The 26180-nt window shown below is 58.4% G+C and carries 19 protein-coding genes and 4 pseudogenes; 5 read left to right on the top strand and 18 right to left on the bottom strand.

Annotated features, from left to right (window positions below):
* Positions 1 to 123: 123 nt before the first annotated feature.
* Together AC0L16_RS00295 and AC0L16_RS00300 are read right to left on the bottom strand one after the other, a co-directional pair.
* Entirely contained in the window at positions 124 to 2406 is a 2283-nt protein-coding gene (locus AC0L16_RS00295) for an FG-GAP repeat domain-containing protein (RefSeq protein ID WP_473618390.1), read from the bottom strand.
* Between the two features lies 1 nt (position 2407).
* Entirely contained in the window at positions 2408 to 3232 is an 825-nt protein-coding gene (locus AC0L16_RS00300) for a PIG-L deacetylase family protein (RefSeq protein WP_473618391.1), read from the bottom strand.
* Positions 3233 to 3407: 175 nt separating this feature from the next.
* Between AC0L16_RS00300 and AC0L16_RS00305 the strand changes: the two genes are divergently transcribed.
* Together AC0L16_RS00305 and AC0L16_RS00310 are read left to right on the top strand one after the other, a co-directional pair.
* A complete protein-coding gene (locus AC0L16_RS00305) occupies positions 3408 to 3617 on the top strand; it encodes a hypothetical protein (RefSeq protein WP_473618392.1) in 210 nt (69 codons plus the stop codon).
* 627 nt (positions 3618 to 4244) lie between these two features.
* Positions 4245 to 5690, top strand: coding sequence for a lipopolysaccharide biosynthesis protein (locus AC0L16_RS00310; RefSeq protein ID WP_473618393.1), 1446 nt, complete (start codon positions 4245 to 4247; stop codon positions 5688 to 5690).
* Between the two features lie 33 nt (positions 5691 to 5723).
* Here the strand turns inward: AC0L16_RS00310 and AC0L16_RS00315 are convergent.
* The 5 genes and pseudogenes from AC0L16_RS00315 to AC0L16_RS00335 all read right to left on the bottom strand — a co-directional run.
* Positions 5724 to 5955, bottom strand: a pseudogene (locus tag AC0L16_RS00315) (transposase); the annotation flags it as partial.
* Between the two features lie 503 nt (positions 5956 to 6458).
* A complete protein-coding gene (locus AC0L16_RS00320) occupies positions 6459 to 7448 on the bottom strand; it encodes a hypothetical protein (RefSeq protein WP_473618394.1) in 990 nt (329 codons plus the stop codon).
* 40 nt (positions 7449 to 7488) lie between these two features.
* Complete coding sequence (locus AC0L16_RS00325; RefSeq protein ID WP_473618395.1) at positions 7489 to 8448, bottom strand: glycosyltransferase family 2 protein; 960 nt, start codon at positions 8446 to 8448, stop codon at positions 7489 to 7491.
* A gap of 30 nt (positions 8449 to 8478) precedes the next feature.
* Positions 8479 to 9462, bottom strand: a complete 984-nt coding sequence (locus tag AC0L16_RS00330; protein WP_473618396.1) for a class I SAM-dependent methyltransferase — start codon at positions 9460 to 9462, stop codon at positions 8479 to 8481.
* A gap of 233 nt (positions 9463 to 9695) precedes the next feature.
* Positions 9696 to 10979 carry a glycosyltransferase gene (locus AC0L16_RS00335; protein WP_473618756.1) on the bottom strand — a complete coding sequence of 428 codons (1284 nt, stop codon included), beginning with the start codon at positions 10977 to 10979 and terminating at the stop codon, positions 9696 to 9698.
* A gap of 334 nt (positions 10980 to 11313) precedes the next feature.
* Between AC0L16_RS00335 and AC0L16_RS00340 the strand changes: the two genes are divergently transcribed.
* Positions 11314 to 12180 (top strand): glycosyltransferase family 2 protein, encoded by an 867-nt coding sequence (locus AC0L16_RS00340; RefSeq protein WP_473618397.1) that lies wholly within the window; start codon positions 11314 to 11316, stop codon positions 12178 to 12180.
* 14 nt (positions 12181 to 12194) lie between these two features.
* Positions 12195 to 13631 (top strand): polysaccharide biosynthesis/export family protein, encoded by a 1437-nt coding sequence (locus AC0L16_RS00345; RefSeq protein WP_077381127.1) that lies wholly within the window; start codon positions 12195 to 12197, stop codon positions 13629 to 13631.
* Positions 13632 to 13649: 18 nt separating this feature from the next.
* Here AC0L16_RS00345 and AC0L16_RS00350 read toward each other — a convergent pair.
* The 5 genes and pseudogenes from AC0L16_RS00350 to AC0L16_RS00370 form a co-directional block, all read right to left on the bottom strand.
* A pseudogene (locus tag AC0L16_RS00350) lies at positions 13650 to 14204 on the bottom strand (transposase); the annotation flags it as partial.
* 68 nt (positions 14205 to 14272) lie between these two features.
* On the bottom strand, positions 14273 to 15070 hold the full coding sequence (locus AC0L16_RS00355) for an FkbM family methyltransferase (RefSeq protein WP_473618398.1): 798 nt from the start codon (positions 15068 to 15070) through the stop codon (positions 14273 to 14275).
* Positions 15071 to 15173: 103 nt separating this feature from the next.
* Positions 15174 to 15487: pseudogene (locus tag AC0L16_RS00360) on the bottom strand (transposase); the annotation flags it as partial.
* A pseudogene (locus AC0L16_RS00365) lies at positions 15477 to 15646 on the bottom strand (IS66 family transposase); the annotation flags it as partial. The pseudogenes AC0L16_RS00360 and AC0L16_RS00365, both read right to left, overlap by 11 nt.
* A 68-nt stretch (positions 15647 to 15714) precedes the next feature.
* Positions 15715 to 17148, bottom strand: a complete 1434-nt coding sequence (locus AC0L16_RS00370; RefSeq protein WP_473618399.1) for a hypothetical protein — start codon at positions 17146 to 17148, stop codon at positions 15715 to 15717.
* Between the two features lie 151 nt (positions 17149 to 17299).
* Between AC0L16_RS00370 and AC0L16_RS00375 the strand changes: the two genes are divergently transcribed.
* Positions 17300 to 17545, top strand: a complete 246-nt coding sequence (locus AC0L16_RS00375; RefSeq protein WP_473618400.1) for a hypothetical protein — start codon at positions 17300 to 17302, stop codon at positions 17543 to 17545.
* Positions 17546 to 17616: 71 nt separating this feature from the next.
* Here the strand turns inward: AC0L16_RS00375 and AC0L16_RS00380 are convergent, their stop codons facing one another.
* The 6 genes from AC0L16_RS00380 to AC0L16_RS00405 all read right to left on the bottom strand — a co-directional run bounded on the left by AC0L16_RS00380 (position 17617) and on the right by AC0L16_RS00405 (position 26150).
* Entirely contained in the window at positions 17617 to 18315 is a 699-nt protein-coding gene (locus AC0L16_RS00380; protein ID WP_473618401.1) for a sugar transferase, read from the bottom strand.
* A gap of 437 nt (positions 18316 to 18752) precedes the next feature.
* Positions 18753 to 20693: a GNVR domain-containing protein gene (locus tag AC0L16_RS00385; protein ID WP_473618758.1), complete on the bottom strand. Its 1941-nt coding sequence runs from the start codon at positions 20691 to 20693 to the stop codon at positions 18753 to 18755.
* A gap of 59 nt (positions 20694 to 20752) precedes the next feature.
* The gene (locus AC0L16_RS00390) at positions 20753 to 21523 is read right to left on the bottom strand and encodes a response regulator transcription factor (RefSeq protein ID WP_051505894.1); all 771 of its coding nucleotides are present in this window, start codon (positions 21521 to 21523) and stop codon (positions 20753 to 20755) included.
* Between the two features lie 406 nt (positions 21524 to 21929).
* Positions 21930 to 22625 (bottom strand): Crp/Fnr family transcriptional regulator, encoded by a 696-nt coding sequence (locus AC0L16_RS00395; protein ID WP_473618402.1) that lies wholly within the window; start codon positions 22623 to 22625, stop codon positions 21930 to 21932.
* Positions 22626 to 23548: 923 nt separating this feature from the next.
* Positions 23549 to 24688 carry an acyltransferase family protein gene (locus tag AC0L16_RS00400; RefSeq protein WP_473618403.1) on the bottom strand — a complete coding sequence of 380 codons (1140 nt, stop codon included), beginning with the start codon at positions 24686 to 24688 and terminating at the stop codon, positions 23549 to 23551.
* A 730-nt stretch (positions 24689 to 25418) separates the two neighbouring features.
* Positions 25419 to 26150 carry a glycosyltransferase gene (locus tag AC0L16_RS00405; RefSeq protein ID WP_473618404.1) on the bottom strand — a complete coding sequence of 244 codons (732 nt, stop codon included), beginning with the start codon at positions 26148 to 26150 and terminating at the stop codon, positions 25419 to 25421.
* Positions 26151 to 26180 lie beyond the last annotated feature (30 nt).

The raw sequence follows: 26180 nt of genomic DNA on the forward strand, positions 1-26180 counted from the left end.
CGCATCGCATTTTTCCCGGACTTGAGCGTCGAGGCATGAGCGCCCGCGCAGCCGCGTAAACAGGTGGTGCCGGACGAGGTCGCTACGGTTCATGCGGCGCCGGCCGATGCTCACCCCTCCCCGTCAGCGGGCCTTTTGGTCGCCATCAGCATCCTTGCCGACCGCGTCATTCCGCCAGACATGGATCGCTTCGAATGCGTCCCATGCGATCGACACGATGTCGAGATCTCCGTCACCGTCGAGGTCGACCGTCCTTGCTCCCAGATGGCTTTCCATCCCTTCGCCGACCAGCTGCTCGATGAACCGTCCCCCACCCAGATTATGCCAGCTCGAGAGGCGAAGTGCGCCGCGATGCTCGCCCATGATAAGATCCGGCCTGCCGTCCCCAGTCATATCGGACACTGAAAGGCTATTAAGGGAACCGCGCGAGGTGATTTCGTGTTGCTCCCAGTCGGAGGAGCTGTCGCCGGGGTTGTGCCACCAATACGCCTTAGCGCTGTCGGCTTTGCCATTTTCCTCGGTCACGACGATGTCCGCACGTCCATCGCCATCAAGATCGGCGGCCGCGACGCGGTCGGGATAGACCATTTCAGGAACTTTTCCAACATGCCGAAGCTCCCAGTCTGGCGAGCCGTCACCTGGATTGCGCCACCATGCGACCGTCTTTGCATCGCCGGTCGTGGCGACAAGGTCAAGTAGACCGTCGCCATCGATATCGGCGAATGCGATCCCTTCATCAGACGCTTCGGCGCAGATGCGGGTGCGCGGCCATGGCTCGACTGTCGGATCGTCAGGAATCTTAAAATAGAAAACCCCACCGCCACTCGAGACCGCCAGCTCCGGCTTCCCACCTTTTACGACCTGGGCTAGCGCATGGCCCTGAGAGCCGAGCTCATGACTGGCGGCGGGAACCTCTCCGATCCCGTGCTCTTCAAAGCGGCGCGCTTCAATGTCCTCGGCATGGAGCCACACCAGGTGCAGCGCCCTGCCTCCGCCGCGCTGTGCTATGACCTCCCCGCGCCCGTCACCATCGAGATCCAGGGCTGCGACCGCGTCCACACCCTCGGCAAGCGGGGTCCGTTCCCATTCTGTGTTCCAGGCTTCGGACGGTTGACGGTACCAGAACGGACCCGAGATGATGTCAGTGAGATCATCACCATCCATGGCGGAAAAAGCGATCCCAAAGGAGCGGACGTGCCCGTTCGTGATGCGATGATAGGTCCAGCGGTCGAGGCGGACCGATGCAGGCGGATCCAGCCGATTGATCCACACTCTGACAGGCGGGTTGCCCACCCAGTTCGCCCCATAGATGTCAAAATCGCCGTCCCTGTCGACATCGGCGACGACGCCGTTGTGGAGACCCACATCGTCGATCACTTGACGGGCCCAGCGCGTTCCTCGCCCGTCGATATTGTAATGGATCGCGAGCTTGCGCTCCTCGGTCGTATGCATCTGCCCGACAACGACATCGTTGTCCCCGTCTCCGTCCATGTCGGCGGCCTGCAGCGTATGGGCGCCCGCGACAGAAGGCTGAATGACATGGCGGATCCAGCGGCCCGTCGGTCCGGCGAGGGGCTGGAACCAGGCGACGTCGTCAGTGTGCTCGGAACTTGAAGTCAGAATGTCGGCGCGGCCGTCCTGGTCAAGGTCGGTGACAAGCGCCTTGAATGCAGGATTGAACGGACCAAGCTCGTAGCTGCGCCATAGTGCTGCATCGCGTGCTGCCGCTGCGCCTGGATTCGACGCCCATACTCCGTGCAGGACGAGATCGACATCAGCATCGCCGTCAATATCACCGATTGCCATTCCCTCTTCGCCAAGGTTGAAGAAGAACAAGCCCACGCGGGTCCAGGAGCTGGGGCTTTCTTGGAAGAAAATCATCACTTCGCCAGGCGCCCGAACGACGATATCAACGAGGCCGTCCCCGTCGAAATCAGCCGCCTTGATGTCTTTGCCCCAGCTGCCGACTGCACCGATTTCCCGACGCTTCCAGCTGGGACCGCGGGTCGGGTTACCATTCGGCCGCGGGTTCTCGAACCAGACGAGATTGACAGCATCGGGCCCATCGGCCGTGACGATGTCGGGATCACCGTCCCCATCGATGTCGGCAAGCACGCCGTCGGTGGTGAACTCGACGCGGGGCCTCGCGATTACGGTGTGAACCAGATCGGGCCACCGCCACCAAGACATCGCATCCTCGGGGAAGCCGCCAAGAACGAAATCTAGTCGACTATCGCCGTCTATATCGCCAACAAGCTTTACGTCTCCTGAATAGGGGGCAATCTCTTTGCGTTCAAAAACAAGACCCGACTCTAGAATTTCTTCGGCAGGTCCCTGTCCCTGAGCGGCGTCGCAACTTGCGAGGGTGTACCCGATCATCAGGACCGCGATCAGGCGGCCGAACATGCTAAATGTTGATTTCGTAGCGTGTGAACATTTCGTAGCCGGCCAGCAACCGCCCGACGAAATCTCCCCCCGACAAGTCCGACAGCGTCCGCCATTCATCTTGGTTCTCCAGGCGCTGCATCTGCGACGCATGCGCCGCCAGCGCTTCACGCTTTACGCCGATAACATCGCCAACATAGGCGAGGCTATTGAACGTGGACGGCGCCCGCAGCCCTGCCGCCGTCTTGATCGTCTGCCGCAAAGTAACACGCCACATATTCGGCAAATCGCCCCACAGACTTGTCCATGGCCAATGGTACCAATACCAGACTGGATACTCGAATACCGTGACAGGGCGACCATAGGCACGAAGCGCCGCGCGAACTGCTGCATTGACGGCGACATGATCGGAAGTCGGATCCTTTGCATGGTTCACGAAAACGCTCTGCGGCCGCCATGAGTTGAGCATCGACACGACCGCATCTGTTATCTCATGAACGTGATGATTGGCCGCCCCGTCTGGAAGGCGTAAGAATGTAACACTTTCGGATGATGCGCCCAGACGATGAACTGCTTCTATGGCTTCGGCCTCGCGTGTCGTCCGCAAGGTTTCAGGATGCATAAGGTGGCGATGAGACGCGGCGCCATCGGTGACGAAAACAAAACGGATCTGGGCGCCCGAGGCAATCTTTTTGGCCACAACGCCACCGCAACCCAGCGTCTCGTCATCCGGATGCGGCGCAACAATGACAGCCGACGCTGACCAGTCGCCTATCTCAAACGGCCTAAGTCGCAGTCGCAGTTGACGATCAAGCATGGTGCTGAAGGTCCGCCTAATGGTCCACATTGGTGCGCTTCCCATCATCCGTTCGCTCGCGTTGTTGAACGCCGAACGCCCATGGTAACAGAACTCATGGGCGTTCGAGACCCGTGTTTGTTGGTGGGGAAGACTTTATGAAAGTGGGTATCCTCGCGGGGGGATTTGGGCCACTGCTGGCCAAGGAGAGAGCCGTCCCAAGCCGATGGTCGAGATCGGTCCGATGCCGATGCTGTGGCACATCATGATGCACTACTACCGCTACGGCCATCGCGACTTTGCCATCGCGCTCGGATACAAGGGCGAGTACATCAAGCGCTGGTTCAGCGATTACATTCCCTTGAACGGCAGCTTGACGGTCCACGCCGCAACCCGGGGATGTGAAACGCCACGCTACGTGACTGGCGTGCGCTGAAAGAGATGGTCGAGCAGGGATATAGCCTGGAAAGGTCACCGCCGAGCGGACCGAGACAGCTGCTAAGCCCGCTTCTTGATCGCCCGCGCGGGTGGGCTTGTGGAACGCGGGATGGTCAATCGGTAATCAGGCTGCACCAAACAGACATACGCCGTTTGGGGACGTTTACGTTCCCACGCTCCGGCGTAAGGTTTGGCACGATGCACTCGAACGAATTCCAATCCCAGCAACGCGCCCGCCGCGATGACATCAGGATATCAGCCGTAACACTGCCTAATTTGATTGCGCTACAAAGAGGATTTCCAGAGGAGCTGCCTATGACCAATAAGAACTGGAAGCAGCCACCTTTCCTCGCCAACCACAGCATCCTCAGCCATGCGTGCTTGTGGGGTGGTGGAATAGAATGACGAGCATGCATGAGAAACGCCATCTGTGTCCCGCGACGACTCTGCGTTCGCGAGATTCCAGCTCGATAAACGATAGCCGGAGAGAGATCGACGGCTCTCGTTTTTATTCACGTAGACCAGGCCAGATCGCTAGCGGCGCAGCCGTGAGACGAAGACGGAAAGCCTTGACTGCGCGATCGAAAGTCGCAGTTCCGTCCTCCAACGGACAAAGAGGCATGCGATGACATCGATCGGCGCGAAGATTGTCAGCGGCGCAGCTTGGACAGCAGTCGAAACATGGGGGCGGCAAGCAGCCATGTTTGCCGTTTTTGTCGTATTGGCCAGGCACCTCGGACCTGAAGCATTCGGCCTCGCCGCCCTCTCCATGGTTGTACCCGTCATTCTTGCTGTTCCGGTCACGACCGGAATACCGGAGGCACTCATTCAGCACCCCAAAATTGAGTCCTTACACTTTGACTCGGCCTTCTGGCTTCTCGCCGCGAGCGGCGCGGTGATTAGCGGGCTCATCTGGATGTCTGCCGGTTTGATTGCTGCAGCGTTCGGACAGCCCATTCTCGAAGATCTCATCCGCTGGAGCAGCGTGGTCGTCGTAATTCAGGCCCTCTCGTCGGTACCTGCGGCTGTGTTGAAGCGCCAACTCGAGTTCCGCTTGTTCGCGTTGCGTACACTTGCCGGCACAGTCGTCGGCGGCACGCTCGGCATCGTCTTGGTAATAGCCGGTTTCGGCGTATGGAGCATGATTTGGATGCACCTTGCAAAAGCGGCTGTGGAAACCGCTGTACTTCTCGTTGGCAGTTCTTGGCGGCCCCGTCTGACCTTCTCCTATGCAAAGGTTCGTGACCTATTAGGATTCGGCGGCCCGCTTATCGTCCAGACTTTTTGGAGTTTTTTGAATGAGGAAATTCCAAAGGTCCTACTCGGTACGTTCCTCGGCCCCCACGCGGTCGGAGTCTATGCTCTCGCCCGTCGTCCGCTCGACCTTCTGGTGCAAGTATTCCTCAGTCCGCTGATGGCTGTCACTATGCCCACGGTGGCACGGATTCAAGATCAACCCGAAAAGATCGACCGTTTCTTCGACACGACTGTCCGTATCGCCGGGATAGCGGGCTTCCCTGCATTCATCGGATTTGCCGCGATCGCACCGATCGCGGTTCCCTTTATCTTCGGCCCGCAATGGGCCAGCGGGGTCGTCGCTGTCCAGATTCTCATGCTGCTGGGCCTGCAACGCACGATTGACAGCCTCTGCGCGTTTACGATCCTTGCAATGGGTCACTCCAGGTTGATCCTGAAGTTGAATATAGCCTACTCCGTTGTCGCAACGATGCTGTTGTCCGTCACTGCGCAGATCAGCCTTGAGATGACGATGGTGGCGCTCGTAGCCTGCGGCCTGGTCCTCCTACCAATCTTCCTCTTCTACGCTCAGCGCATCGCGCGTATCGACGTGCTGAGACCCCTTGAGATCTTCCCGCGACTGGCTCTCGCCGCCCTCCTGATGTTCGGCGCCGTCAGTGCGTGGCTAAGCAGCGCGCCTGAGCACGCCGCGCAGGAGACGCTTCTTATTAGCGCAATTGTCCTTGGAGCCGCTGTCTATTGTACGTCTATCTTCGTGCTGGTGCGCTCTGACCTGTTCAATGCGCGAGACTTGTTCCTCAGGCTTCGCGGCTAGCTTGGTGTCCGGGCGCGACCCTGTAGAAGAACCCGGGAAATAGGAGCCCTTCCTGAGCTTGGGGATGCGCAGTTCGACGGTGCCGGCGCGTCTCCCAGTCGCGCTCGCGATAGCCGTTGCGCTGGGCCGTGCGCAACGGGTTCTTCTCGCCGTAGCCGGCGCCGATGGCGACTCCAACCTCCAGCCCCATCAGCCGCTTGGCGGCAAAGCCAATCATCTCGCGCAATAGATCGGAATCCGGAGTCTTCTCCTCGAGCGCGCGCAGGTTCTGTCGATGACCACCGCAAAGCCGCTCGCTCGCAACAGCGCTATCGAGGGGCGCGCTGGCGAGCGGCGTCGCTACCGCCGAGCTGAGCTACACCACCTGTGGGGACGCGACCGTGACCAGTGCCTCTTCATCGAAGCAAGCCTCCCGAAACCGGGATGACCGCTGGTCTTTCAAGACCTGGAAGGATTGATACGTTGGTCCGCCGTTTCGACCAAAACTATCGCGACAAAGTCGCCTGGTGGCGCGATTACCCATTACCTTGCCTGGGGTGCGAGATTAAACGGTATCACTTTCGTCAACGTCGTTCCCGAGGCGCGCGGATCAGCGCTCTGGTCGACGTCAACCGCACAAGCAAGGGTGCTTTGCTCCAGGTACAGGCACAGCTGTGGTTGGGCCGGAGAGCCTGCGCGGCCGACGCGTGCGGTCAATCATCGTGATGAACCCGCTCTATCGAGACGAAGTTGCCCAGGCGGCACCAAAGCTTGGTCTTGCGCCCGATATCATCGTTGCCTGAGCCGGCGATCCAAACTTTGCGGTTGACGGCCTGAGTTTACCACTCCATCGACGTCGATCCGTTGCAGGTTGACCGGCCTCAGCCAGCAGTGTCGCGTATAGTCGGTCGAGCGGCGCATAAACTGCGGCCATCTAAGTGGCGTCTTGGCCAGCGCCCGCCAAAGCGACAGGGAGTTAAGGCCGATCAGAAAGCGAGACCGTATGAGCTGTCCGCGCCGGTCCACCGCTGCATAGGTTACGAACCCGCGAAACACAGCGCCGAACCTCTTCAGCACAGCATCAACCTGCACGTCATAACGCTCGTCGGCGGCGAAACCTTGAAGCGACTTTGTTGTCCCGACCGGCCGCGTGTGTCTTACAACGACATCGTCAACGATGGCGTACCGCAACCATGGCGTGTCAATCAGACGTGTCCAAAGAAGGTCTATTCCCGTCTCGTAGCCGAGCCCGAACAATTTCAACGCCGTTTGCAGGCACCTGGCGCTGAACACCGGGCACATCATCTCGACCGTGTTGGTATATCGCAACAAGTATCGCTTGCCGCTGACAAGCGTCGCTGCGTAGGAGAAATAGCTGTCCCAAGACAGTGCTGGCTGAAACAGATCAAGTTTATAGTGGCGGCCGATGGCGAACAGACGATTCAAGTCCAGCTTCGTCGTCTCGATGTCATCGTCGATCAGTGCAATGAGATCATATCGCGTTGCAATTTCAGGGTAGCATTGAAACAAGGCATGATAGCCGGCGATCTTGCGCCCCGGGAGAAATACGCTGAAATCGTTCTGTCCATGGGAGACGCCAGCCTCGTAGGCGGCGACGAGAAGATCGAAGTCGGCGTCGCCCACCCCCTCAGTCCAGCCGGCATGCAAAGAGCTACGCCCCGCCCGGACGATGACCAGATTTCTCTTGCCCGAGCCCTCCGGCAATTTTCGGAAGGCTGACACTGCTGAGGCCGCGGGCGTGACTTGGCGAAGGTTCATACAAAGCCTCCCGGCGGGCGTCGCACCAGATCACTCGTTTCTAGCCAGGCGATCGGTTTGACACGGCATGAATGCGTTTCATCGCCCCCAGGCCGGCGCCGCGGAGCTTGGTACGAAGTTGCGGAGATACGGCGCCTACAAGTTCCAGGAACAATCTCGCGATAAGCAGCGGATCCAAGATCCACGCAACCAGATGAAGCAGTGTCATGCCCAACGGTGCTGTGCGCCTGCGCCGATAGGCAATTGCGACAAGGTGTTTTATCCGCCTCGATAATTCAAAGGCATTCGCCGTCGAGCCACCAGGATTTTGCCAAGCCAATCGCTCGGAGCTTGGCAACCGCACCGAGCGCGTCGGATGGTCACGGCTGTATAGTATCGCGTTGGGCGCATGAACAAACGTCCCGAGAAGAGCCATCTCGGCCAGAAGCGCACAATCGGAGCCGTAGTAGGGCTCGTGCAATGTCGTCTTGGCTAAGGATTCCCGACGCCAAAGGCCGAACATCGCGGCATCCCAACCGTGCGCAGCAACCATCAACCGGAAGCGGGATGCGGGCGACGATCCTTCCATGTCCGGCAGCACCCTTTCGACATAGGAAGTGAGCTGCCCGGTCTCGTCGATTCCCAGCAGGCGCGGATAGGCAATGACGTGGCGGGCATTCGCGTCAAGCGCACGCACGCAGTCTGTCAAGAAACCACCGCTCAAGAGGTCATCGTGCGCGCACCATTTGAAATATTCGCCTGTGCTCAGCTGGAAAGCTCGATTGAAATTGGCACCGGCGCCCAAATTGCGCGCGTTTCGGACATAACGGACGCGCTTGTCCAGCCTCGCGAATTCCAGACATATATCGGCTGTTCTATCCGTCGAAGCATTGTCGGTGATGACGAGTTCGAAATCACCGAAGTCCTGCTCGAGGATCGACCGGATCGCCTCGGCGACGAAATTCTCGCCGTTGTAGACCGGCATGCCAAGGGACACTTGCGGCGACTTGGAATCTTGCATTTCGGGTTCTTCTTTGACGAGAGAGCGCAATCAGACCGCGACGACTTCCGGTCGAAGGTCCAGCGCAATCAAGGATTGCGTCACTTCATTCAGGTATATCGGGTTCATGACGATGACGAGATCAGGGGGAGCGTTCAACAAGTCGGTTGGCGCGATGACCGGGTGACCGGATCCGGGCGTAAACTTGCCTTGCTTGTAGGGGTTGATGTCGACTGCTGCCCAGACTTCGTCTCCAAGCTGCAAGGTCGTCAGGAACGACACTGCCTTGGAGCCGCCGCCCCACAGGACGACCCGCCGGCCGGCGGCGTGCGCGGCGCGAATGCGCTCCTGCCAGGAAGTCTGAGCGGCTCGCACCCGGGCGGGAAAGGTTTCCGCCAAACGGTGCATCACTTCCAGATCGTGCTCGAGCGGTAGTCTCGGCGTCGTCCGGCCGGCCGACGGCCGGGCGTACTGAACGATGTACTGGTTGTCGTAGACGAGATCCAGATCGGTAACGTCGAAACCTTCCTGGCGAAACAGGCGTGCGTGCGCGCCAGGACTGAAATAGGAGCAATGCTCGTAGTAAATGTCCCAGAACGCGCTCTCCACGAGCACACGTTTTGCATCCGGCGTCTCGAAGACCGCCCAATCCTGGGTCCTCTTGCCGATCATCTTGCGGATCAGCCGCACGAAACTCGACACCGAGCTTACGTGTTCGAGCGTGTGGCGACAGAGGACCGTATCCGCCTGGAGATGCTGGTAGTCCGGTCCGAAATAGTCGACGATGATCTTGACGTCGCCGTACTCATCATTGCGGCCTTTGTCAGCTCGATAGGCTGGATCAATGCCGAGCCCGGTGGCGCCGCCCGACATGCAAAGCTCGCGGAGAAATTCACCCTTGCCGCAGCCGATCTCCAACACGTGCTTGCCGGCTATGGCACATTTTTGTGCGATCTCGCGTGCAAGTCCCTTCGCGAAACTGTTGAAGGTGCTGGAAAAATGCTGGGATTCCTCGAAGTTGGTCGAGTACCCCATGATCGTTTCGTCAAAGGCGCTGTTGAATATGAATCCGCATGCCTCACAGAATGCGAGGTCAAGATCGCGGCGGGGAAAGGCGTGGGCTTCTCGGGCCGAGTTCAGCAGGACGCAACTATGCACCGGGATGGATTCGACCCGGTAGATTGACCGGCTGACTGGCGCCGAGCAGCACGGGCACACGGCCGGTCGAAGCGCTTTTCTGTTGCTTGCCATGTGAAGGTCAAATGAATTCATTGTAAAATTGGCTCGATCAGTGAACCGGTTATATCGCGCGTCGAGCTCTCGGTTCCGAAGAGTTCATTGTACTCGGTTGCGCGAGCGAGTTGGACAGACTGGGCCAGGCCAAGGGCGTCGAGTATTGCGACGTCGAACCTTTCCTCGGAGAACCGGGTCGCGTTCATACGACAGGCGTGCGGCGTAACGGACACCGCATTTTTCTCGAATAGATCAATGGCCCCAGCTACGGAATCGATGGTCTGACGGTCGAAGAGCACACCTGTCGGATGGGCGCTCTCGCCAAGCGGCCGGACAATGTCGCGTGCGCCGCCGCGGCCGAAGGCGATCAATGGCGTGCCGCACGCCTGGGCCTCGGCAAGCGTTATCCCGAAATCCTCGCATCCAGCAAACACCATCGCACGAGCATTGGCGATTTTCTCGATGTATTCATGCCGCGGCAGATAGCCGGTGAAGATTATGTTGGGGCCGGCAAGCGATCGCAGATGCTGGGATTGTACTTCGTCGCCGACAACAACCAGGCGACGCGACGGCGTTTTGCTGAACGCCTCGATTATCAGATCCGTGCGTTTATACGGGGCGTGGAACGCGGCCGTGACGTAGTAGTCATCCTTGTTGACGACGAGTTCAAGATCCTCGATGGCGACGGGCGGATGGACTACCCGCGCATCGCGGCCATAAATCCGTTCGATTCGAGAGCGGACATAATTCGAATTTGCCAGCATCAGGTCAGGACCATGTGCCGTTCTTGTGTCCCAGGTCCGCAGCCTGTGAAGCATGTAGCGAAAGACAAGACCTTTCGGGCCAAATCCCAAGCGGGCTTGCTGCAAATAGGAGAATTGTTCGTCCCACGCATACCGCACCGGACTGTGCACATAGCACAAATGTGGTTGGTCCGGGCGGGTCAGAACGCCTCGCGAGAATGCGGCCGACGAGGAAATTACCGCGTCATAACCTGTGACATCAAATTGTTCGATCATAAACGGGCAGAGAAAGAACAGTGACCTGTAGTACTTTTCCACGAAGGGAAGTCGATTCAAGCCGGAAACGTGGAAAATTACGCCTGGAAAATACTCTTCCTTGATCTCCTTCGGGAGAAAATCAAACAGGGTGAAGACCTCGGCTCTCGGAAAAATCTTGCAGATCCGGGCAAGGACCTGCTCCCCTCCCCGAAAGTTCGGGCACCAATCATGCACGACGGCGATGCGGGCGTTGCGGTCTATCGCGGCAAATGGCGTCTTGCTGATGGATCGCAAATGTTTGGCATCACGGCCCACCATGGTGGTTGCTTTCGGCTGTCGCACATGGCGCATGCTTTGCCCCTCACGGAATGTTGGCACCTTTTTTTCGGGAATTCTTGTTGCCCGGATGCTCAGCGACTGTGTGCCGTCCGTCCCGTCCAAACAAGTTGCCTATCGGGTTAAGCGCCGCACCCTCCCGAGGCCGGATGTACTCCAACGAGGTACGTCTCCTACTTCGATGGGCCTAAGCACGCATCAACGCTAACCTTATGCGCAGGCTGTATCGGCGCGGCCGGCGGATTAGGATCACCGCGCAAGCAGTGGTCGCACGCCGTATCTGTAATGCATTGCTCGCGAGGAGAGTTGATCGTCGATGAAAGTGGTCGTGATCGTCGCAACGTTTGGTCGCAAGGAACACGTGGCTCGGCTTCTCGCACAGCTTGAGCGACAGACCCTGCTGCCAGACGCCGTGATACTGTCGGCCCCCGACGCCAGCCATATTCCCAGCGACACGGTTTGCCGGTTTCCCGTATCGCGCGTCGTCGGAAAGACCGGCTTGCCGGCGCAGCGCAACATCGCCCTCGACGTCGCAGGCGACCGTTTCGACATAATCACCTTTTTCGACGACGATTTCATTCCGGCGGACGACTACCTCGAAGGCGTATCGAAGGCGTTCAAGCAGCAACCCGACTGGGCGGTGATGACGGGACACGTGCTGAAGGACGGCGCGACAACCGCAGGGCTCACGTGGGACGAGGGTATCCAGGCGCTTCGCGAAGCCGGCCCTGCGACTGAATCGCGTGGGGTGGATCAACTCAGCGCCTATGGATGCAACATGTCGATCAGGGCCGCATTCATCGACGGACTGCGCTTCGACGAACGGCTTGCGCTCTATGGCTGGCAGGAAGACGTTGATTTCACCAGCCAGTTGAGAGTCAGAGGGCGGGTCGTCCGTTTGCCGTCGATCCGCGGGGTTCACCTCGGCATCAAGAGCGGTCGCGTAAACGGCATCCGTTTCGGCTATTCCCAAGTGGCGAATCCGATCTACCTCGTCCGCAAAGGGACCGTTCCATCGACTTTCGCACTTAGATTGATGGGCAAGAATCTGCTCGCCAATCTCGCGCGCAGCCTCTGGCCGGAATCCTACGTCGACCGGCGAGGGCGTCTGCGCGGCAATCTCCTGGCCCTTTCACATGTGGCAAGGGGCCGGGTGGAGCCCGAGTATATTCTGAAGATCTAGTGCAGAGGTAAGAGATGCTCCAGGAACTGCCCTTTTCAGTCGACAGCGACGCTCGTTCAAATCATCGAGTTCGGCGCCTGGGCCAGCTGTCGGCTCGGCGCAAAGGTTGGCGCATTCTCCACATCGTGGTGTATGCGGGGATATCCCTGGCCGGCATGTTGGGTGCCTCGGCTGCAAACGCCAAAGAGTATGTGCTCGGCCCGCAGGACAAGCTCCGCGTCAAGGTCTACGAATGGCGTGCGTCACGCGACAAGATTTTTGGCTGGGATGCTCTCAACGACGAGTACACGGTCGGTCCCAATGGCTCCGTTTCGCTACCGCTGGTCGGCGAAATCAAGGCTGCCGGACTCACCACCGGTGAGATCGCAAACTCGATCGGCGACAGCCTCATGAAAAGTACCGGCCTTGCCCGAAAACCGAATACGGCGGTGGAAATTGTCCAGTTCCGACCGTTCTATGTTGTCGGCAAGGTGACGCAGTCGGGAGAATTCGCATACCGGCCTGGGCTGACCGTGTTGCAGGCATTGAGCATCGCGGGCGGGTTGCGGACTCGAGAGGACAGGGACGCCAGGTTCGAGCGCGAAGTGATCCAGGGCGAAGGGGATGTGAGCCTGCTCAGACTGAACGAGGCCAGTCTCCTCGCTCGCAAGGCACGACTCGAGGCAGAACTCTCGCATGCCAGCGACATTCAGTTTCCGGCCCAATTGACCTCCCGCATTCAAGACGACGTCTTTGCCATGCTCTTGAAGCAGGAGCGCCTGATCTTCCAGGCGCGCAGCGAGGGATTGGACACTCAGGTCAGGGCGCTTCATGGTCTGCGCGAGTTCCTCCAGAAGGAACTTGCCTCGCTGGAAGCGCAACTCGTTTTCCTCGACAAGCAGATCGGCTCAATCCAGAAAGAGTTGACAGCGGTTTCGGCGCTGGTGGTCAAAGGTCTGGCGGCGGCGCCGCGGGAATTTTCTCTAGAGCGGGCCCTTGCCCAGGCGCAGAGCGAGAGGTTGTCGGCGGAAACCAGTCTGCTGCGTGGGCGTCAGGAAATCAGCAAAACTGACATATCAATTCTCGAGCTCCAGGATGGGCGCAAAAATGAGGTAACGATCGACCTGCGTCAAACGCAAGCTGAGCTCGATGCTCTCGAAAGCAAGACAGAGACGGCAAGGCGGCTATTGTACGAGTCCGCGGTATCTGCCCCGAGCCTTCTTGCCCGCCGAACTGATGCGGAGCTGGCTGCGCCGATCTACACGATTTTCCGGCCGTCGGCGGATGGTGCGACAGTGCAAATCCAAGCTAGCGAAACGAGTGCCGTCGAGCCCGGAGACACGATCAAGGTTGAAATACCACTGGCTGAGGATGAAACGGGCGCGCTGGACCTGACATCGACCGAGCGGCACGAGGCGCCGGGAATAGAACTCAAGGCAGAAACCGCCGGCGATACTGCAGGCATTCCGTAGCCTTCCGTTCGGACTTTGCTAGCGGGATGAGGTAGAAGCGCGCGACTGATCGGCGGCGAGGAGAAGCCACAAAAGAGCCTTCAGCCACCTGAGCAGGAGGGACAAGTTGTAGCCGGCGGCGGCCAAGGATGGCGTTGACGGCGTTGCCCTGCTTGCCGGCGAGCTAGTTGCGGCCCATCCGGTGCTCAGCCTTGATGTGGTCGATCACGCGCCCGATCGCGGAGCGCCGGCGCATCTGGCGCTTGATGGCTGGGGTGACACGGCGTTTCTGGCCGCCGGTGAAGACCCTGAACTTGTGGCCTCCGGTGCGTTGTGGCCGCGATAGCCGGCGTCGGCGAGAACGCGGCTGATCCGATGGGTCTTTTCCATGTCAGAGATGATCGCGGCGAGCGTGTGGCCGTCATAGGGATCGCCGGGCAGCGCTTTTGCATGCAGGGCGAACTGGCCACCCTTTGAGCGCTTCAGTGTGGTGGCCACCGACACTTTCACACCGAACTCGTCATGCGCCCTACCCTTACGGATGCATTCCACCTCGTGCGCATGCAAGCTGTAGATTTTGCGGCCACGCTGGCGACCCGCAAATAGGCTTGGCGTCCCGCCCGTTGGCAACACGCGTGGGAATCCTCAAAGGCGTCAATCCATCACAGTGTTGGCAGGCGAACAAGCGTCGTAATCGGCCTCCGCCAAGCCATCTCGTGCGTTGCGGGCAATGGATTGTTCACAAAGTGCCATTCTATCGCGATTCTCTCGATTAATCTGGACAGTTCCATTGGAATGCGTTCGGTGATCTCCCGTTCGAGCACCTCGATGTCGATCTTCAGCAAGTCAATTCGACTGTGCTTTTTAATCACCCTCTCGAGCGCCTTGTTTGAATCAACGCATTGAACCGTCATCTTGTCGGCGAGAGGCTGGCCGATGCCGCCATAGCGTCCGGATGGCTCCCACCCGAACTCAACGGTTCCGTTGGCATAGCCTACCGCCACTGGATTGATCTCGAAATGACCTTCAAACGCCTTCAAGTTCTTTTTCAGGCGCTCGACATTCTGTGGCAGAGGTTCGAAGCAGTAGACGAAATTACCGGAGTTCCTGGTCAGGAAATAGATAGAAGATATGCCGACATTCGAGCCAAAGTCGACGATGACTTCCTTCTTCCTGCTGTCTCCATAATCTCCACGGAAGAAGATCTCGTTAATTGTTATGATGTCGTCGGCATTGAACGCAGTAACATTTGCCTTACCTGTGGGTGTCGAGATCACGTATGACACCGGGTATTCACCTCCACCCAAGGACAGGTAGCGACGGAGGAAATCAATTGGACGGTTGCATTGTCCGAGTATTTTGGCGACAGCCGAAATGTTCTGCGGGTTCATCAAGCCTTTGAAAATCGCGTGCGCCGACCGATGGTGACGCGCCTTTTGGGCCGTTTGGATTATCGTCATGCCATCCCCCTGTTGATGAGCTTGGGAAGCGCGCACGCCACGCCGCCAGTGGAGGAAACGGCGCAAGGAAAGTCAATTTAGCCATGCGAGGTATGGGCTAGAGGTCGAAGGGCAGTGCGTGGCGGAAGAACTCCTCGCCGCACAAATACTGGAAGTAGGGTTTCCACCCAGCGCTCGCACAGCACCTCGTCCGACAGGTTGAAGGTGTACTTGAGGATCGCCAGCCCCGCCATCAGCCGGGTCGGCAGCGGCGGCATGCCGGGACAGTCCGAATACAGCGCACCGAAACGCTTCTCCAGCACCGGCCACTCCATCGCCTGCGCCAGGCGCACCAGCTCGTGCTTCATGTTGAATGATCTGATCGAGCCTGGAGCGGAAAAGATCCTGCTCTCCCGTCTCGCGCTTATCGCGCTCGATTTAACAGGGCGTCCATGCGTTTGACCACCTCGAACGCGATCGGGGAGATTGGTGCGGCACCCTTGCCGCGCTTGCCATTAGCAGCGATGTCGGCGAGCATGAAGAACTGCGACGTGCATGCGCCCAGCACAGCGCCTGGGACAACGGACTGGGGCCACGACGTGATCACTTCGATCTGATGCTTCGTAACAGACTACTCCTAGTGCTTGCGCTAGGATTGGCAGCCGTCAGCCTACCTCAGCGAGCCGGCCGTCACCGTGAGGATTTGGCGCCCGGGTATCGCGGCTGTCTTCAACAACCAGGATCCGGCTGACAAGAACGACGGCGAGAGGAATCAGGAAAACGATACCCGGGTCGGCGCTGCCGCTTGAAAGGGACGCGGCCACGAGCGCCGATAAGGCGCAAGCGCGAACACTCGACGCGATCGCGTCGACCTCGGGATCGATGCGACCGTGGCAACCCCGCAGCCCCCGCACCAGCATTGCCAACAGAACTGCCATCATCGCGGTGCCGAACAGCCCCAACTGGGAAAGCAGAGCAATGGGCCAACTCGACGCGCGCGAGCTTCCCAACCCGACCCCCAGTCCACCTGTATCGAAGAAAGACTGCAGGCTCTTGTAGTTCCAGTAGCTGCGCTCCTGGCCGGAGGCTGATGTGAGCTTGTTGGCTACCGTGGTGTCGAAAAGCTGCAAGACCGGATCGAAGAATTGCGGATAGAACAGGCCGGCCGCCACCGCAAAGAGGAGCAAGGGCGGCAGCAACGCGATAAGCAGTGCCTCCGCCGACCTCAGCCGACCTGAAGCGAGCGACTTCACGATAGAAAACACAACAGGCACGCTTACGATCGCAAGGCCGACATAGGCGGTCGACGATGTCGACAGCAGCAGGAGAACAAACAGGGCCGCTCCCAACCCCAATGCGAATTTGGATCCGGTCTTGCGCCAATAGGTGTAGGTGAACGCCAGCCCTGCCAGCGATCCCGCGCCGAATGTCGATGCCTCTGAAAACGCGCCCGCGATCCGCCAAAACCCAGCTGCGGTGACCTGCGTCAGCATGGCGTAGTTGGCGGTACGGATCGGGGCAAGGATGTCGCCGGCACCGAGCATCTTGCCCAAGAAATCCAGGACGCCCATCAGCACGTGCAAGCCGAACCATAGGAAGAAGCCCCGCCTTATATCCCCTAACGTGCCGCTGCGCTGAAGCAGCAGACAGGCCGCCAGGAAGGTCAACCCGCCCAGAACAAAGTAACCCGCCTGAGAGATATTGCCTGACACCGGCGCCAAGGCCGCTTCGTAGACGCCCCTGCCCGTGCGAGACGCGACGAAGGCGCTCGTCTGCCCTGCAAAGAGCCTCGGAAATAACACCGCTCCGATGCAGACATAGATCATCAGCGCGCAGACGATCCATGCGGCACCTATACGAACGAAGACTGCTCCTATTTCCCTCCAGATTCCGCGTCGAGCCAGCGAGGCTAGTATCACGAACATATCAAAGACGGTAAAGATAAGCGGCGATGAACCGCCAAGCGAGGTTATTGTCCCGATTGACGTCGCACCAAACGCCAGAGAGGCAATCAGCGCAGTGATCATCGACCAGCGCATATAGACGACGAGGGCCAGGATTCCCGTGCAAATCAGTACTCCAATGACGGAAACCTGCATTTCACACCGCCACGATCAATGAACCAGACCCTGACTGCGCCGCCGGAACCGCTGAGCTAAAATGTTGGGCTTCACAAAAACGAGCGACTCTGCTTTGCTTGGGACAGGGGTCGTCTTGCGCGGCGTCGATCGACCCTGGGAGGAGGTCGCCGTGTTGCTTGCCGTTGCCGGCGTTGCCGGTATTGCCCTGGCAATAGGGCTTACGTTTCGCACGCCGGCGCTGATCGTGGCGACCTTGGTGGTGATCGTCGGTAGCATCGCTGTAGGCAGTTTTCTTCACCTGTCTGTTCCAAGCACCATCCGCTCGACGTTTTATCTTGTTGTCGTCACCCAAATTGCCTATCTGGTCGGCCTTGCAATTGCCGTGCTGCGGCATCGCCCAAGGCAGCGACAATAGAGTGGGCGACGATCCCTTGTGGGCGACGATCGCTTGAGGCCGTTTCTGCCGCGCCCCTGACACAGCCAAGGTCAGGAAGTCTGATCGAACTTCATCATGGCCGGTATCGTCCGCATCAGGATCGAAAGATCGCGGCGCAGAGACCATGTCCGAACGTACTGCGTATCCAGCAATACGCGATGCGAATACTCGGTCGTGTTTCTCCCGTTTATCTGCCAGAGGCCGGTCAGTCCTGGCCGCGTCTTCAAATATTCGTGCGATGCGGCGCCATAGCGTTGCAATTCGTCGGCAACCACAGGACGCGGGCCGACGCAACTCATGTCGCCCCGCAAGACGTTGAACAACTGCGGCAACTCATCCAGGCTCGATTTGCGAAGCATCTTTCCGAAGAACAGGATACGCGGATCGCAGCTCAGCTTCTGGTTGTCGGCCCACTCCTGGGCAGCTTGTGGATTGCAACTCAGATGCCGTTGGAGCACCTCCTCGGCATTCGGCACCATGGTGCGGAACTTGTAGCAGTCGAAGGCCTTTCCATTGAATCCAATGCGCCGGTGAACGAACAGCACTGGAGCGCCTGTGGTGGCCTTGATCAGAAGCGGGATCAGAACCAGGATCGGACCGGCCAGGATGAGCGCTATCGAGGCTACCATCAGATCCAGGAGCCTCTTGGCCCAACCGCCGAGCGGATGTCGGCTTTCGGTCCGGACATCGTCGTCCATAATAGCCAGCTCTTCGCACTGCCGCAGGTTACTTTCGATCACGTTGGACATTTTCCGCTTGCGCTCGATTTCAACTTTTCGTTTGCATTTTGGCGACGACGGATGATCTCCGGCAAGCAGGGAAAAGGTGGTAGATCGGGGGTGTTTGGCAGCTTGGGCTACCCCTTAGTTGCTAGGCCGGGTACGGACGAATGGCTGCTCCGTTCAATGCCTGGCACGATCTCGGAATCGATTTTTCGACGCGCGACGCCCTGAAGGGCGCGGATTCCCTTTGACGGGCAAGCGTCGGACGGGGAGGTGTCGAGACTTGCCGCGGACTCTAAAGCGCGTCGCATTTGAAACGGATTCATGCGACGCGCTTTAAGTCTTGTTTTGATGCGTGTCGTCATCGCAAAACCGCTGCGCACCCCTCGGTTCAAGCTCTGGGTCAGGCCCGGGGGCATGCTTGACATGCATCAGCTCGACCCGCCGCGAGGAGGACGTCGATGTCAGCGCGGCGCCTGACCTGCGCGCTTCCGGTAACGCCGGGCCGAAACAGTACGAACACGTGTCATCAACACGCCAAGGACGGAGGAATTGGTGTTTTTGAGTGTCTGCGTCAGGTCTTCCAGTTGATCAAGCGACGTCATGCCCCACTGCGCCACCACGATCACGCCATCAAGAAGCGGGCAGAGAGCAAGCCCTTCGGCACCGGAACTAAACGGTGGCAGTTCAACAATGACGATACTGTAACTACCGACCTCGCCCAGCAATTTCTCCATATTATCGGGAACCAGCAAATTCGCCGAATTCGACACATCGTTCCTCAGGTAATAAAACGATGTCTTTTCAATGAATTGGATTTGCTTGCTGATGTCTTTAGGGCTGCCGGAATCCCGATCGACCGCGGTGAAATCGGAGGAAAAGAGACGTTCGTTGGCCAGTGCCGACTTATCGTCGGCGTTGATCACGAGGGTCGCCGTGCCCGACCCCCCACACAGCGCCGCCAGATTGCTTACAACTGTGCTCTTTCCGTCACCGGGGGACACGGATGTAATTCCGATGCGACGCCTTGAAGGGGTGGCCCCGGCCAGGCCCATGATCGCCTTGACGCTCCTGAGGCTGCCGCTGAATGAAGAGTCCGGATTCCTGAGCACCTCGTCAAGCCGGCCAAAACCACCCCGCCTGAAACTGACCGGCGGCAATTCTCCAATACAGGCCAGGCCCAGTTCGCGACGGATCTGACGCGGGGTCCTCACGTTCCGATCGAGGCCGCGTCGCGCCACGGCGAACCCGATGCCAGCCACCATCCCGGCAAGCGCGCCAAAGGCGAGGATCAGCGTCTTGCGCGGCCGACTTGCTTTCTTTGGGCTGGTTGCAGAGGTGATGACACGAGCATCGGCGATCAGATAAGGCTGTTGGTCGACCGAGTTTGTATACGCCGCTAGCAGGCTCTCATACATCTTTCGATAGGTGTCGGCGGTAACCTCCAACTGCTCCAGCGTAATCTGGTGTGTTGGCTGTGCTTCGCCGAGCGCGGGGTCCTGTCCCGCGACGGGCGTCTCGTCCTGGCCGATGCTGTAGTCGTGTTTTGCGCGAAACTCCTGGGCGACCCGGGTCGCCCTGTTCATCTGATCACCGACCTCCCGCATCCGCCTTTCCAACCATGCGATGCCTTCGCTAGCCGTTGCTGTTGTCGTTTGCACTTGCTCGCGCACGAACGCTTCCGCCGTGGCGTTTGCGATGCGTGCCGCCAACGCTGGATCCTGAGACTGGAATGTAATGTCCATTGCATAGGAGACACCGACACGCTGAACATCCAGGCCGTCGCTGAATATCTCCACCGCGCGACGCCGACGCTCGGATTCCAGTTGCGGACCGTTCGCCTCCATTCGATCCGGCCAGGGCAGCACGCGATGGAAGAAGTCCGTCGGCGCAGCATTGCCGGTATGGAGTCCGCCAGCATCAATGATGCTGATCCAGGCTCTGCGAAACCTCTCGCCGATGGTCGGACCGTCCAGACCCCTGAAGGTTGGATTGTCCATGAGTCCAAGGTCATCGATCACCATCATCGCGATCTTCTGGGAGCGCAGAACTGCAAGTTGGCTCTCAACCTGAGCGGTATCGAGCGACAGGTTGACTTCGGCCGGTTGCTGCTGAAGGCTTCTGGGTATCTTCGGTTCGATCAGGATCTGGGTGCGCGCGGAATAAATAGGATCCGAGGTAGCAAAGTAGAACGTGGCGCAAACGATTCCGGCGACGACGAACGCAAGAATCGAGAAAAGATACTGCCGAGCAAACGAGACAACGTCAGCGAGGCTGATAAAGTCCTGCGGTGCATCCGCCTCGAGCCATGGCTTATGAGCAATTGCCACCGACGGCCGGTCTAGCATGGCTTCAATCCATATCTGCAACAAAAAGAGCGGCGAACTGCAACGGTCGAGCAGCATCGCCACAGATGGGCCCCGGTTCGAGCATGCAGCCGCGCCACCGGTATGATGACAACCGTTTAGCTCGATCGGCCCAACAGGTGGGCGCCAGGAAACATCTCATTGAGCTTGTAGACGACCTCCGTCCTGTTCGTCGCCTTCAGCTTTTTCATGATGTTGCGGATATGGACCTTGACCGTGCTCTCTCGAAGGTTGAGCTCATGAGCGATTATCTTGTTCGCCTTCCCACGCCTGAGAGCCTGGACGACCTCTTCTTGCCGCTCCGTGAACACACTCGCCATGGGCCTTGTCATTTCGACCGTTGTGTCGATTGCCTTGTGCTGGGCAAGCACGCTGCTTGCAGGGACAAATGTGCCACCGGCAAGGACAAGATTTACGGCTTCAACGCAGATCTCGAAACGGATCGATGAAGGGATGTAGGCTTTTGCGCCATAATTCAACGCCTTCAGAATCTGCTCCAGATCGTCGGTATCGGCCAAAATCACCACTGGAACCGGATGGGCCTCATTCACGAGATCGGCGATTTCGCTGCCGGTCCTTGCATCTGTCACCTTTCGGCTGCCCACGTTCAGCAGAATGGCCGATATCGACAGTGCATTCTCTTGATGCCGCCACTCTTCGATCGAGCCGAACGACAGGATTTCCTTCCCGATGCCATATGCGGTCAGGCATTGCGCAAGACATTGTCGGTCAAGCACTCGCTCGTCCAGCAGAGCCAGACAAGATTCGGTCAGGCCATGTCTATGAAGATGTATTCCATTCCCGGCCTTGCGCGATACGAATTCCAGTGCACCGGGTGATTTGCTATCCAGTTGAATTGTCGGAACCATGAACTTACTCCCCAAACTCTACCCAACGTTTCGAGACCAGTACGAGATGTACTGCAGGCAAATACTATTTCCCGCGAACGATGATCTGTTCGCGTCGCCTTCACTATAACCTCGGGATTTCCCAAGCCCCACCTTGGACAGCACTACCCCGTCCATAATGTTTATCGCCGAAAAGATGTGCCTTCACTAATTTAGGTTAATAAAACGTAAAAAAATTTTTACCCCTTCACTTGGCCCTACCAATTTGGTCTAGGAGGAGGGTAGCCAGAGAACACCCCGACTGGAATCTGGGCCTCGCGTTGTTTGCCAGGCGCGGCGGACCGTCGGTAAGATAGCCGGCGTCGCCGATGGCAGTGCGGCTTCAAGGCGCGTCGCGCCGCCTTTGCACCGTGCGCCAAAGTAAGTCTCAACCATCGATATACCTGTCATCGAACTCGGCAAACTTCGTTACGCCCAGCCGATCCAGCACGCGGACATGACCTTGCCGGAACTCCAGAAACCCGCGTTCCCGTAATTCCCGCAGCATTCGATTGACATGGACCGGCGTCAGGCCGAGCGCGTCCGCGAGGTCGTACTGGGTGAGAGGGCATGCAAAGCCAGTGCGGCTGGCAGCGCCGACGCGCTCCAAGCGCGCTCTCAGTTCGAGCAGCAAGTGCGCTGTACGCGCCAAGGCGCTGCGTCGGCCTATATTGGTGAGGTGTTGGGCAACAAGCGCTCGCTGGCGCGCGAGCGTTTCAAGAAAAAGCGAGGCTATGTGGGGCGACTTCGCTGCTCCAAGAGCAAGCGTCTTGGCCGAGGCTTCCAGCACCGCAAGGTCGGTTTGAGCCACAAATGTCTGGAGAGCAGCGCCCGTGTACGTCTGTGGCAGGACAATGTCGCCCTTCAGGGCAAAGTCCAAAATCTGTCGCTGTCCACCGGCAAGGTCATGAGAAATGCAACCCCAGCCAGACTCGATTATGAAGACGCGATCGCCGTCCTCCCCCTGATTGACGATAGAGGTCTCCGCTGCATATCGCTTCGGCATGAAGCCTAGCGCCTTGATATACGCCTTATCGTCGCTTTTGACTGCGACTGACGTCGGACGGTTTTCATTCTCACTCAATGAAAGGCTTGTAGCATACGTCATTCGAACCCCACCAATCCTCCCCTGATAACCTCCCTACGCAAAAACGTACTCCAGCTTTGACATGTTGAGTACCCTGCACGGGCTACAACCATTGGGTGATATTGCACTGCACCCTCACAAGAAAGCAAGGATCACGCCTGATCGAGCGCAGTAGGACCCGAATTCATCATAAAGTTCGACCGACTTTCTGCACCATCCATTCGAATGGCGAGGTCTCCGGCGGTGGGAAGCGCATGGTGACACCGTGCAACTTTCGAACACGCCACTCTTACGGATCGCTTACGGCTTTCGGCGTGACTGGCTCGCCCTACCGACTGCAGCCCAGGCATTGCTGCTGACTTGCGGTCGCGCTGACGTTGTCGGGGCGAACCGACGGTCGTTCAAATCGGGCGGAACGTGCCGCTACCCCATGGGTGCAACCTTCTGACTTCACTCGCAGATAGCACCTCGGGTTCCCCCCGGTTCCCGCCAGACCGGGTGTAACCGCTGCAGGTCAGATGCCTCACAAAGCCGGCAGGTCGCGCTGAGCCTGGGACGAGAATTCCTCATTGCCGTGACGACGTTTCAACGGACAAAGAGCGTTCGTTCACAGGCTCGGGCCACTTCGGCTCGATGACTAACCTTGGCTGCAGTTCCAGGACCGGAGCAGGCCGATTGACGCCTCCAACCTGTCTCTCCGGGTTCAGCCGCGACATCAAGGGGGCGAGGTATACCCCATTCGAGTTAGCTATGAGCCCCTTGATTGCCTCGCACGTGCGAACAGACCGCTCGCCACGTCCCCGGAAGAGATGTATCCGAAATTGTCGCCAGGCTCGGCGCTGGCTGTTGACATAGTCGGCCCGCATCCCACTGCTCACCACGCAAAAGCCGTGGGATTTCCTGCCCTCCTCTCGGAGACGCTAAACTGCCATTTGATCTCGTTTGGTGTCGGGTCTAGGGAACCCTCGCCTGATGGCGTTTTGAATCCGCTTTTCCAGCGACATGACCGCCATGCTCAAAGCCAAAACGCATAGCACGGACAGTACAAATGCAATGGGCGTCGGAAAACCTAACGAAAATAACCACCAGACCACAACCATGCCAACCGAGTAATGATTCAAATATACTGGATAGCTAATTCCCCCAATGTATCTCACGAAATTACGGCAGCCTGAAATCTTGTACTTTATAACTTCATTATACCTTATTCCTGCTGCCATTGCATACATGCACATCAACCACACGATCACGGCGGCGGTTTTATACGCATAACCGCGTTCAACCGAGACAAAAATCTCAGCGGCGCCCATACAGCCAAAAAACAACATCAATCCTGTCTTCCCCGCATGCCCCATTTCGCTACGGCCATCACCGCCGTTCCTGACAAGAAAGAAGATCATGCCTGTCGCGAAGAAAACGCCGTGCTGCAGCAGAAGCAGTTTGAAGGGGAACCGCGAAAGCACTGATATCGCTTCTTCCGGCCGCGTGGACGGCGGCAGCAGGTGCAACCCGGAGAGAATGAGAAGGTATACCGAGCTCGAAAACCCTATTATTTTGGCCAGATCATAGAGTGATAAGCGAAACCTCGACAAAACTGACGCGGCCACCAGGACGTAGAATACGGCCTCGACGACGAGAGACCATACGACCCCGTCAATATAAGGGCCCTTGGGAGACAAGGTCACCGATCTGCAAAAATCCATCAGAAGATGGGAAAAATCCTCGCCATAGAGAGTTCGTGCGGCCAAGCTGATGAGCGCGGACAGCCACAAGGCAGGCAAAATACGTGTAGCGCGCATGCGCGCGAAACGCAGCGCTTGCGACGCGCCGCCTTCGCCTGCGGCGCTCATGGCAATGACGAACCCGGAAATTACGAAAAAAATTTCGACCCCTACAGCACCCAAACCGGCAAACGCCGACAGAAAACCGAAGGCGACATCGCTTCCCTCGGTGACTGACGCACTGCTCCAGGCGAATGTCGCGAAATGGTTCAGTAACACCAAGAGCGCTGCAAAAATGCGCAAGAAGTCCATGACGTGGTAGTGGACATTGCGTTCCATATAATGTTTCCGAACCTTGCCAGAGGCCAAGGTCGAATACTATCGTGAAACGGTCAGTAAGCCTGCTACTACATTCGGACATAGCCGAATTGATTAACCGTCGGATATGACCTGTTTCGTGAGCAGATCCACCACGCCTGGATTGCTCGGCGCCTTAATATGTTGAGCAGCGTTGCGTCCGATCGCTGCCATTGACGAAAGAATGTTACGCGCCGTCTTCCAAGGTGACCGCATGGCTGTTGCTCATCGCCGTCTTGGGCGCGACCTCGCAAGCGATAGCTTTAGCTGGTTGGACGGCGGTGACGCTCCTACGGCTCCACCCGCTCTACTCCTAATTGGCGTCGCCCTCCTAAATGATGCCGTGCTAATGTTCTAGCCGGCTTGGGAGGTTCCAATCGACCTCATTGCGAATGTTTTCGCCGGCACGTGGGCTGCCGGCGTGCTTGCCGCCATCTGGTATGTCTGGAGGCGGCCCTCGCTGCCCATTGCCGAAAACAAGCAGGACCGCGATTTGCGGGAATGGCTGGACGGGCAGGTGTAGAGGGCGCTTGTGCCGGGCGAAGCAGGCGCCCGACCCTGGTCGAAACGATACGGGCCGTCCCGGCGCCCGCGAAGAGCGCGCCCAACCCGGTGTTCGGCGAGGCCATGCCGCAGCACGGCGCGCGGCCGTCAGCGCGGGAACCCCCAGCGTTAGGCATCGCTACCGCCAGCCGCTGGGTTTTTTGACTGGCTACCGGCTCGCCGAGCGCGAAAGAGCAGCGTCTGCTTGATCGGCACTGCTCAGGATTTCGTCGCGTTCGGCTATCCACAGATCCGCATAATCGACATTCTGCCACTCGGCAAACCACGGACCGCCGCTTGTATAGTGAACCGCCTTGGGTGTGCCATGCGCCGGCTTTTCGTTCCAACCTTCAAGCCAGTTCCACTCTACCGGCAGCGAGCCCAAATCCTCATCGGCAACCCACTGCATTCGGTGGAGGTAGGCGCCACTTTCGCGGTTCACGACCTCCGGCGTAAGCGATTTAACCGCAGGATGCGCGCAATTGAACAGCATCAGCGAGGACCAGTTTTTTCGAGGGTAGGATGTCTGGACCACGCCATCCATCTTGGTGGTGGCCTTCGGCGTATAGTCATGCTGGACGCAATAGACCGCCTTATTCGACTTCGTGTATTCCAGCAAACCTGCGACGTCACCGAGCCACAGGAAGTCGCAGTCGCAGAACAAGGCCCAGCCCGTATAGTCGGCGAGAAAAGGCGTGAGAAACCGCGTATAGGTGAACTCTGTTGACGCGAGCGGATCTTTTTCCCTCCAATACAGGTCACGGGCACGCAGTTCGTCCTGTTTGATTGGAATGACGGAGACAGGCACCGAAGCGTTTTTGAGCAAAGAGTGCCGCGCCACGTCGTAGGCGATCGGCTCACGGCTGTCCCATCCAACGAATACCCTAAACGCATCAGTCATATTCAGTACCTTGGCTCCAATTTCAAAACG

The sequence above is a fragment of the Mesorhizobium sp. WSM4848 genome (genome assembly GCF_055811375.1).